This is a genomic window from Staphylococcus croceilyticus, from assembly GCF_002902575.1.
Classification (GTDB): Bacteria; Bacillota; Bacilli; order Staphylococcales; family Staphylococcaceae; genus Staphylococcus; species Staphylococcus croceilyticus.
The window spans coordinates 1-9745 of the sequence record NZ_PPRD01000092.1 but is presented as its reverse complement, the minus strand read 5'-3'; the positions used below and the strand labels follow the sequence as shown (position 1 = coordinate 9745).

At 33.4% G+C, this 9745-nt stretch carries 10 protein-coding genes; 5 read left to right on the top strand and 5 right to left on the bottom strand.

What is annotated here, in order from left to right:
- Positions 1-341: TetR/AcrR family transcriptional regulator (locus CD128_RS10305; RefSeq protein ID WP_231917301.1), on the bottom strand; the 341-nt coding region annotated here is incomplete at its 3' end.
- 130 nt (positions 342-471) lie between these two features.
- On the opposite strand from CD128_RS10305, the gene CD128_RS10300 reads away from it, so the two are divergent.
- Positions 472-1119, top strand: coding sequence for an HlyD family efflux transporter periplasmic adaptor subunit (locus tag CD128_RS10300; RefSeq protein WP_103329824.1), 648 nt, complete (start codon positions 472-474; stop codon positions 1117-1119).
- A gap of 12 nt (positions 1120-1131) precedes the next feature.
- Positions 1132-3219: a DHA2 family efflux MFS transporter permease subunit gene (locus tag CD128_RS10295; protein WP_103329823.1), complete on the top strand. Its 2088-nt coding sequence runs from the start codon at positions 1132-1134 to the stop codon at positions 3217-3219.
- Positions 3220-3366: 147 nt separating this feature from the next.
- Here the strand turns inward: CD128_RS10295 and CD128_RS10290 are convergent, their stop codons facing one another.
- Positions 3367-4011, bottom strand: coding sequence for a hypothetical protein (locus tag CD128_RS10290; RefSeq protein ID WP_103329822.1), 645 nt, complete (start codon positions 4009-4011; stop codon positions 3367-3369).
- Between the two features lie 199 nt (positions 4012-4210).
- Here CD128_RS10290 and CD128_RS10285 point away from each other — a divergent pair, with 199 nt between their 5' ends.
- Complete coding sequence (locus CD128_RS10285) at positions 4211-5110, top strand: alpha/beta hydrolase fold domain-containing protein (RefSeq protein ID WP_103329821.1); 900 nt, start codon at positions 4211-4213, stop codon at positions 5108-5110.
- A gap of 22 nt (positions 5111-5132) precedes the next feature.
- Here CD128_RS10285 and CD128_RS10280 read toward each other — a convergent pair whose 3' ends face one another.
- Both CD128_RS10280 and CD128_RS10275 read right to left on the bottom strand, forming a co-directional pair.
- Entirely contained in the window at positions 5133-5543 is a 411-nt protein-coding gene (locus CD128_RS10280; protein ID WP_103329820.1) for a hypothetical protein, read from the bottom strand.
- A 2-nt stretch (positions 5544-5545) separates the two neighbouring features.
- On the bottom strand, positions 5546-6025 hold the full coding sequence (locus CD128_RS10275; protein WP_103329819.1) for a thioesterase family protein: 480 nt from the start codon (positions 6023-6025) through the stop codon (positions 5546-5548).
- A gap of 124 nt (positions 6026-6149) precedes the next feature.
- Between CD128_RS10275 and corA the strand changes: the two genes are divergently transcribed.
- A complete protein-coding gene (gene corA / locus CD128_RS10270; RefSeq protein ID WP_103329818.1) occupies positions 6150-7097 on the top strand; it encodes a magnesium/cobalt transporter CorA in 948 nt (315 codons plus the stop codon).
- Positions 7098-7141: 44 nt separating this feature from the next.
- Positions 7142-8191, top strand: a complete 1050-nt coding sequence (gene fni, locus CD128_RS10265; RefSeq protein WP_103329817.1) for a type 2 isopentenyl-diphosphate Delta-isomerase — start codon at positions 7142-7144, stop codon at positions 8189-8191.
- Positions 8192-8400: 209 nt separating this feature from the next.
- Here fni and gltS read toward each other — a convergent pair whose 3' ends face one another.
- Entirely contained in the window at positions 8401-9612 is a 1212-nt protein-coding gene (gene gltS, locus CD128_RS10260; RefSeq protein WP_103329816.1) for a sodium/glutamate symporter, read from the bottom strand.
- Between the last annotated feature and the right edge of the window lie 133 nt (positions 9613-9745).

Genomic DNA, 9745 nt, shown 5'->3' with positions numbered 1-9745 from the left:
AATTCCTTGTTAGGATGAGAAATAAATATAGCATGATAGAAGGCTTTCTTTCTATATATATACTTCAATATAATATAGAAGAATTTGTGTACTTTCTCAGGATTCTTTTTAATACTTTCAAAATTATTAGCGAAAGCGTGTAATAACTTTTCATATTTATTTAGATGATAACTTTGGATTTTATCAAGCAAATCATATTTATCTTGAAAATTGGCATAAAAAGTTGAACGATTAACATTGCTATTAGCACAAATCATCTTTATTGAGATATTCTCGATTGGATAGAGCTCTAATAAGTCGATTAAACTTTTTATAATTCTATATTTCGCTTTTTGCTTCATTATACGTCACCTATATTGTTTGTGCCTTCAAGAAACCAACAAATTTAATGTAATTGTTGGTGTTTTTTTTCTTCACATGTCTTTATAATATTAAAAGTAATTTTGAAAAGCAAATAGGAGGAAAAGTTCAATGAAAAAAATGGTGTTAATTAATATCATCACTATCATTGTTATCATTGCTATTGGTATTGTAGGTTTCATGTTATACCACAATGCTACAAGCTATGTAACAACTGATAATGCAAAAGTTGACGGAGATCAAATTCAAATCTCAAGTCCTGCTTCAGGTCAAATCAAATCATTTGATGTGAAACAAGGCGACAAATTGAAAAAAGGTGACAAAGTAGCTGAAGTAAGTGCTCAAGGTCAAGGCGGAGACGCTAAAGACATGGACATTAAAATGCCTCAAAACGGTACAATCGTTAAAACAAGCGGCATGGAAGGTTCAGTTGCGCAAGCAGGTTCACCAATTGCTTACGCTTACAATTTAGATGATTTATATATTACAGCAAATATTGACGAAAAAGATGTTAACAGTATCGAAAAAGGCGACAAAGTTGACGTTTCAATTGACGGTCAAGATTCTGATATCGATGGTAAAGTAGAAGAAGTAGGTCAAGCAACTGCAGCAAGCTTCTCATTAATGCCATCATCTAACGCTGACGGTAACTACACTAAAGTTTCTCAAGTAGTACCTGTTAAAATTTCTTTAGATTCTGCACCATCTAAAAACGTTGTTCCTGGAATGAACGCTGAAGTAAAAATCCATAAAGACTAAGGAGGTCATAGAATGACAGCGACCTTCATTATTGGTTATATAGTTGTAGCGATCATTTTAGTTGGTTTGATTAATGTTTTACTTATAAAATCACGTAAAAATGCAAAATCAAACCAATCTAAGGGACAACACGTAAATGAAGAATCTAAAAGTCAAAGTAATCCATCTAAATTTAAAATAAGTGACTTAGACCGAGATAAAGCGTCAAACGAAACAACTTCTTCTCATCATGACGCAGAAGCCCGTCGTCACTTTGAGAACGAAGACGATCATCGCTTTGATAATGACAAACGTAAAAATCATTTCGAAAGCGAACAAGATCAACAAGATTCTGCATCTGAAAAAATTCATCCAGAACAAAATCAAGCATCTCATTCCTTACATTATTCAGACGATGCTTCAGAAATGAACAGCGAAGAAGCTGTTGGAGAACCTAGAGATGAAGACGATGTAAATAATCAACATTTACCTAAAGACTCAATTTATGAGCCGATTAATCCGAACTCTCAAGAAGGACGCGTAAATGAGCAAATTAAACACCAAAAAGCTGATTTCGTGTTCGGTAAAAACACAACAAGAGGTATGATTTTAGCAGCAATGTTATTTGGTATGTTTATTGCCATCTTAAACCAAACATTACTAAACGTTGCCTTACCTAAAATTAATACTGAATTTAATATTTCTGCATCAACTGGTCAATGGTTGATGACAGGTTTCATGTTAGTAAATGGTATCTTAATTCCAATCAGTGCATTCCTATTCAATAAATATTCTTATCGTAGATTATTTATTATTGCGCTTACATTATTCACACTCGGTTCTTTAGTTTGTGCTATTTCTACAAACTTCCCAATTATGATGACTGGACGTGTGTTACAAGCCATTGGTGCTGGTGTCTTAATGCCATTAGGTTCTAACGTTATCGTTACTATCTTCCCACCTGAAAAACGTGGGGCAGCAATGGGTACAATGGGTATTGCCATGATTCTTGCGCCAGCAATTGGCCCAACATTATCTGGTTATATCGTTCAAAACTACCATTGGAACGTAATGTTCTATGGTATGACTGTACTAGGTATCCTTGCTATCATCGTTGGTTTCTTCTGGTTCAAACTTTACCAAAAAACAACTAATCCTAGAGCTGACTATCAAGGTATTGTATACAGTACTATTGGTTTTGGTGCTTTATTATATGGATTCAGTGAAGCCGGTAATAAAGGCTGGGGCTCAGGTGAAATCATCGCTATGTTTATTATTGGTATTATCTTCATTGTAGCTTTCGTCATTCGTGAGTTAACAATGAGAGCACCAATGTTAAATCTTGAAGTATTAAAATCACCAACATTTACACTTACTACAATTATTAATATGGTAGTAATGATGAGTTTATTTGGTGGTATGCTCTTATTACCAATTTACTTACAAAACTTACGTGGCTTCTCAGCCCTTGATTCAGGTTTACTTCTATTACCTGGTTCATTAGTAATGGGTCTTCTTGGACCAATTACTGGTAGATTATTAGATAAAATTGGTTTGAAACCATTAGCGTTATTCGGTATTGCCGTTATGGCATACGGAACTTGGGAACTTACTCGATTAAATATGGATACAACATATTTCCATATCATGAGTATTTATATAATTCGTTCATTTGGTATGGCGTTCGTAATGATGCCTTTAATGACAGCAGCTATCAACGCTTTACCACCAAGATTAATTTCTCATGGTAATGCATTCTTAAATACAATGAGACAATTAGCTGGTTCTATTGGTACAGCCATTCTTGTTACAGTTATGACAACTCAAACAACTAATCATGTTGCTAACTTTGCGAATGAAATGGATAAAACTAATCCAATGATTATTGATAAAATTCGTCAAATGGCTATGCAATATGGTGGCCAATCAGATGCGATGCAAGCAATTTTAAAATATGTTAATAAACTTGGATATATCGAAGGTATTAACGATGCATTCTGGATTGCCACAGGATTAGCAGTATTAGCGTTTATTTTAAGTTTATTCTTAAAAGGTAAAAAAGGCGCTGATGCAGAACATGACAGAATGGTTAAAGCAGAACAAAACAATCAATTAAAATAATTTTAAAAAAATTGTGTTGTGGGGGCATGATTTTTAAAGTATCGGTACACATTAAGTGTTATCGATACTTTTTTTATTTTTCCGGAAAAGATAGAAACAAAAAACCATCAAGAAATTTACACATCTTAATGGTTTTTGTAATTAACACTATTTAAGTTTTGTTTTCGGACGACGATTTCTAAAGAAGAAACTGATAATAAGTAATGCTAAACTACATACTAATAAGATAAGTGCGTTGTGAATCGCATCTGCTTCAGTAACAATTTGAGTTGGCGCTACTTTTAAATAGAAATCTTGTAGTTTATCAGAAACGCGTTGACCAATCAGTTGAATTGCATAACCAAAGTAGTAAGACATTACTAATAGAATGGCTATAATGACAAAATTAATTATTTTTAAAATTGTACGATTAAAGAGAATAGTTATAATCGATATAACCATACTAATCATGCATAAGATAAAAAATATATTAAAGACTATGACTAATTTGTCTGCAATATCTTGAATATTCGCAAGTTGTCCCAAATTAATATTTAATGAACCAATTTGGGTTACTAAATTTTGAAAATCTTTGATACCATCATAATTGATAGGTTGGTTTGCAAAGACAAGATTAAATATTGGTTGTCTATACATACTATAACCAGTGATACCTACTAATACTAAAACAATAATATGAATAATTAAGCTTACCCAAGAGCGCTTTTTCTTTCCATTACGATTAGCACGACTATACTGATTATTATTTATATAACCATTGTCTTCATAATTATCGTTGCGATAGTTTGACAATTTTTAACCTCCTTTACCTTTATTCATTTGTGTTATAAGATTGACTATTTTATACTGAGTTTAATGTGAAATAACTAACTTATTAGTCATACTTAATACTAAATTTACAACATACCTTTCATTATATCGTTTTTTATATTTAACGGAACAGTATTTCAAATATATCTCATAAAAATAAAAAGGCAGGTTATAAGTTATCATGAGATCTCATATGGTAAATAGAATTATAAATAAGTATTTGTTACACAACCGCTCAATATTATTTGATAATCAAGCTGCATTTGATCAATTTATGGATCAACGTAAAGATGCCAATCAAGCGAAACATAAACAACCTTCAACATTAAATGTGAAAGCTAATCTCGATAAACTTTCTTTAGGAGATATGCAGGTATTTAGATTTAATTTCCGTCATGAAACGAACAAGAAAATATTATATATTCATGGTGGTTATAATACATTACAACCTTCACCATTTCACTGGAGATTTATGGACAAGCTTGTATTAAACACCTTGTATGAAGTAGTATTACCTATTTATCCTAAGACACCAGAATGCCATATAGAAGATACTTTTAAAGCCATTAGCGATGTCTATGACTCTCTACTAGAAGAAGTAGAAGCAGAGAACATAGTAATTATGGGAGATGGAACTGGCGGTGCACTTGCATTAAGTTTTGTTCAACAACTTATTGAACAACAACGCCCTATACCTAAGAAATTATACTTAATTTCACCTATGTTGGACGCAACAATGACAAATCCACAAATCACAGATAATCTAATTAATAAAGATCGTTTTGTAAATATTGATGGATTACAACGTATTTTAAATATATGGAGTAAGGAAGATGCGCTCGCAAATCCACGTATTTCTCCATTATACGGCTCATTAGAACACTTACCACCAATTGTAATGTTTGGGGGAGGTCGCGAGATTTATTATCCTGACATTCAACAATTAGCTTATAAATTAGAAGAAGCTAACCATGATATTCAATTCTTTGATTATCCTAAAATGTTTCATGATTTCCCGTTATATCCAATACGTGAATCACATAAAGTCATTAAACAGATTACTAAGACAATCGATCAATAATCACTAAAAAGAGGTTTCAGTATCATTCTGAAACCTCTTTAATCATTTTAGTCACTTGAGTGATGATGTAGCTCTGTCCCAAATAGTGATAATGTTGATCTAATACTTCTTCAAGTTTAAATTGTGGTTCGCTTATACGGGGCATCATTTCTGCCAAATTGCTTAGTTTGTCATTAATAAGTGTTTGATAATCACGTAATTGTTCAACAAGCGCAGGCTCTTCTTTATTATCTTCGATGATTTTCTGTATCGCTTCAATAGCCTGTTTTTGTCCTTGATAGCAGCTAATATTAAACGCGCGTTTCATTAGTTCTTGGCTTGGGCCGTTCATAAATAATTGTTTAGACTGATTAATTTCGATCAACTGCACTTTTAAATCATCATACATATCGTAAACTTTCTCTGTAATTAGATCTCTTATTGATTGCATCATGTCTATTCATCCTTTTTTGTTGGTATACCAATTTGATGTCCCAATTGCTTCGGCCAATCTACATCTCCTTGAATACTATAATACTGTTCGACATTCTTTTTATATTTTTCCGGAAAAGGGGCGGAACGACGTTGTTCGCCATCAATACCCATCATCATAACTTCATTAGTGGCAGCTAACACATCATCTTCTGTGTATAGAGATAAAAAGAAATGAACGCGTTTGTCATCATAATTATAAATATTTACTATAATACGAAACGCCATATCTAAAGACATTTCAGATAAATAAGTCGTATGTTCTTCTAAAGTAAACATTGTATAATTTAAAGCTTTACGTTCTTCTAATGATAAACCGTTAGCATAATTGAATTCATTGACGGCTTCACTAAAGACGGCATTATATTCAGAATCATGCATATGGTTATTATGATCAATTTGAGATTGTTCTACTTTTTTTCTAACAATAAACGGGTAATTCATAAATAGTTACGTCCTTTCAATTTATATTTCTAAATTCATTTTACTAAATTAAAATAACGCATACACAACATTTAATTCATGGTAGAATGTAAGACGTATGGTTCTGTAGGAGGTAACATATAAAATGACGATGATAATTCGGTATCAAACTACGAAACAGTCACTTACTCAAGTTGATTCAGTAAAAGATATTCCACAGGACGCAACCATCGTGTGGTTTGATTTTGAAAAAGCGACATCCGAAGAAAATGATTATTTAATTGATCATTTTAATTTTAACTATTTAGAGTTAGAAGATGCTATAAGTGGTGTGCCCCGTGTTAAATACAAAGCGTATAAAGAATATCAGTATATGGTATTTCATAGCATGTATAAAGATGATTTTTCTCCTATATCATTAAACGTCTTTGTGAATGAAAAAGTGTTAGTCACATATCACCATAAACATTTCGAGTCTCTATATAAAGTAGCAGAAATGAATTCGAAAAAACATGATCCAGAATTAGACTGTGCAGATATAGTAATACATATTTTGGACATGATGGTTGATAAATATTTTGATTTTGTTTATACGATTGAAGACAAAGTCTATAACTTTGAAGATGCACACGTAGATGATACACATAGCAAAAAGGTAATGGACAATGTCTTTAAATTACGTTCAGACTTGATTAAAATCAAACGCGTGTTATTCCCAATGCAAGAATTGGTTAATACAATAAAAACAGAAGGTAATTTAATTGTAGATAGCAAACATTCAATGTATATTCAACATATCGATGACCATTTGATTAAACAGAATAACATTATTCGCACATCGCAAGAAATGACGAATGAGATTAGGGAGAATTTTGAATCGTATTCTTCTTTTAGAATGAATAGTATTATGCAAGTGTTGACACTTGTATCCGTTATTTTCTCTCCATTAACTTTTATAGCTGGTGTATACGGCATGAACTTTGAATATATGCCTGAATTAAAATGGCATTATAGTTATCCTATATGTCTGCTAGTCATGTTAATCATAGCGGTGGCATTAATTATCTTTTTCAAAAGAAAAAAATGGTTCTAGTACAGAGCATGAACAATATAAAATAAACAAAGGTAGGTAGTAGCATGAGCGATATGCAAAGAGAACAGAGGAAAAATGAACATGTTGAGATTGCAATGGCACAACATGACGCGCCTCAATCGGACTTTGACCGTGTGAGGTTTGTACATCATTCTATTCCAAACATTAATGTAGATCAAATTGATTTAACGAGTCATACATCCAACTTTGACATGAAATATCCTTTATATATTAATGCCATGACGGGGGGCAGTGATTGGACAAAGAAAATTAATGAAAAACTCGCGGTCGTTGCACGTGAAACAGGCTTAGCTATGGCGGTTGGTTCAACACATGCGGCACTTAGAAACCCTAAAATGGCTGAATCGTTTAGCATCGTGCGTCAAACCAATCCAGAAGGTATCGTGTTTAGTAATGTCGGTGCTGATGTGCCTGTAGATAAAGCAGTAGAAGCGGTTAGTTTACTAGATGCACAAGCCTTACAAATCCATGTGAATGCGCCACAAGAACTTGTTATGCCTGAAGGTAATAGAGAATTCTCAACTTGGATTGATAATGTAGCGGCGATTGTACAACGCGTAGATGTACCAGTCATTATCAAAGAAGTTGGATTTGGTATGAGTAAAGAATTATATAAAGATTTAATTGATGCAGGCGTAACGTATGTTGATGTGAGCGGTCGAGGCGGTACGAACTTCGTAACCATTGAGAACGAACGTCGCTCTAATAAAGACATGGACTATTTAGCAAACTGGGGACAATCTACAGTAGAATCGTTACTTGAAAGCGCGGCTTATCAAGATACATTGAATGTATTTGCTAGCGGTGGTGTACGCACGCCATTAGATGCTGTTAAGAGCCTAGCATTAGGTGCGAAAGCAGTAGGTATGTCACGTCCGTTCTTGAATCATGTTGAAAATGGGGGCATCACTAGCACAATTGAATATGTGGAATCATTCATTGAACATATGAAATCAATTATGACAATGTTAAATGCTAAAGACATTAGTGAGCTTAAACATAGTAAGGTAGTGTTTGATCAGAAATTAATGTCTTGGATTGAACAACGTGGCTTAGATATTCATAGAGGATAACGAAGTAAATTAAAAGAAGGGAGCGGGACAGAAATTAAAATAATTTCGTCGTCCCGCCCCGGCAAGGATGACTAGGTTTGAAAAAAGCTTAATTTAAGCGCAATTTCAAATCAGTCAGCTACTGCCATAATGCTAAAGAAGGCTGAGACATTTTATTTTGTCTCAGCCGCTTTGTTTATTGTGCAAGTATTTGTTTTCATTTTCAAAGGCTAATTACCAAAGATGTTGATAAAGCCCATGACGATAGGTACGCCAGCTAAGTCAATGAGGAAGGCCCCAACAATAGGGACGACTAGGTAAGACTTAGGTGAGCTACCGTATTTCTTAGTAATAACATCTAAATTTGCCATAGCATTTGGTGTTGCACCTAAACCATGACCAATAAAGCCACCAGCCATTACTGCCGCATCATAATCCTTGCCTAGCAATCTGAATAAAATGAAGAAGGCAAAGAGTGAGATGAAAACGACTTGGACTAAAACAATAATAATTAATGGTAAGGCTAATGAATAGACTTGTGTTAATTGAATACTCATTAAAGCGAGTGATAAGAATAAACCAAGTGCGACATCACTGATTTGATCATTCAGCTTCAAGTCTATAATATTCCAATTCGTATATTCTGAAATATTGCGTATAGCTACTGCCACAAACATAGAACCTACATACATTGGTAAACTTTGCCCAGTAAGGTTAGAGAATTGATCACCTATAAATGTACCTAGCGACATACAAAACGCAATAATTGTTAATTGAATAAAGAACACTTGTGTTGGTTTATATTTCTTATGTAATTCGGCATTTGCTTCAACCTTACTATAATCTTTGAATGAATCATCACTATTTTCAGGTTTAAGGTTATAACGCTTAATCATCAATTTTACTAATGGACCACCAATTAAACCACCAAATACTAAGCCAAGCGTTGCAGCAGCTAACGCAGCGGTTACTGCAGAATCAATGTTGAAACTTTGTTCAAGCGTTTGACCATAAGCCGCCGCATTGCCGTGTCCACCTTCCATTGACATAGAACCAGCAGTTAAGCCTAATAAAGGTTTAATATTAAGTAGTTTCGCCAGTGAAATGCCGATAAAGTTCTGACAAATCGCTAAAACAGCACAACAACCGAAATAAAGAAGTAGTACCTTACCGCCAATTTTGAATAATTTAAATGATGCACCTAAACCAATGGTCGTAAAGAAGACCATCATAAAGAAGTCTTGAATAAATTTTGCGTCTAGTGTGATTGTTATAATATTAAAAGTATCTAAGACTGCAACTAATATTGCGAATAATAAACCACCAATCACTGGTGCTGGTATACAAACTCTTTGTAAAAAGGAAACGTGATTAACAATAAATTCGCCTAATAAATAAAGCAGACAAGCGAGGCATAATGTTGTCACTGCATCTAATTCCAATTTATATTCCCCCTTTGTTCACTTCAACACGCTTACAAATGGTGAAAGCGCTATAATTACCCATATTACCCATTATACATATAAAAAATATATATTTCTAGAACGCATAATATCTTTTTAGTATATATAAAGA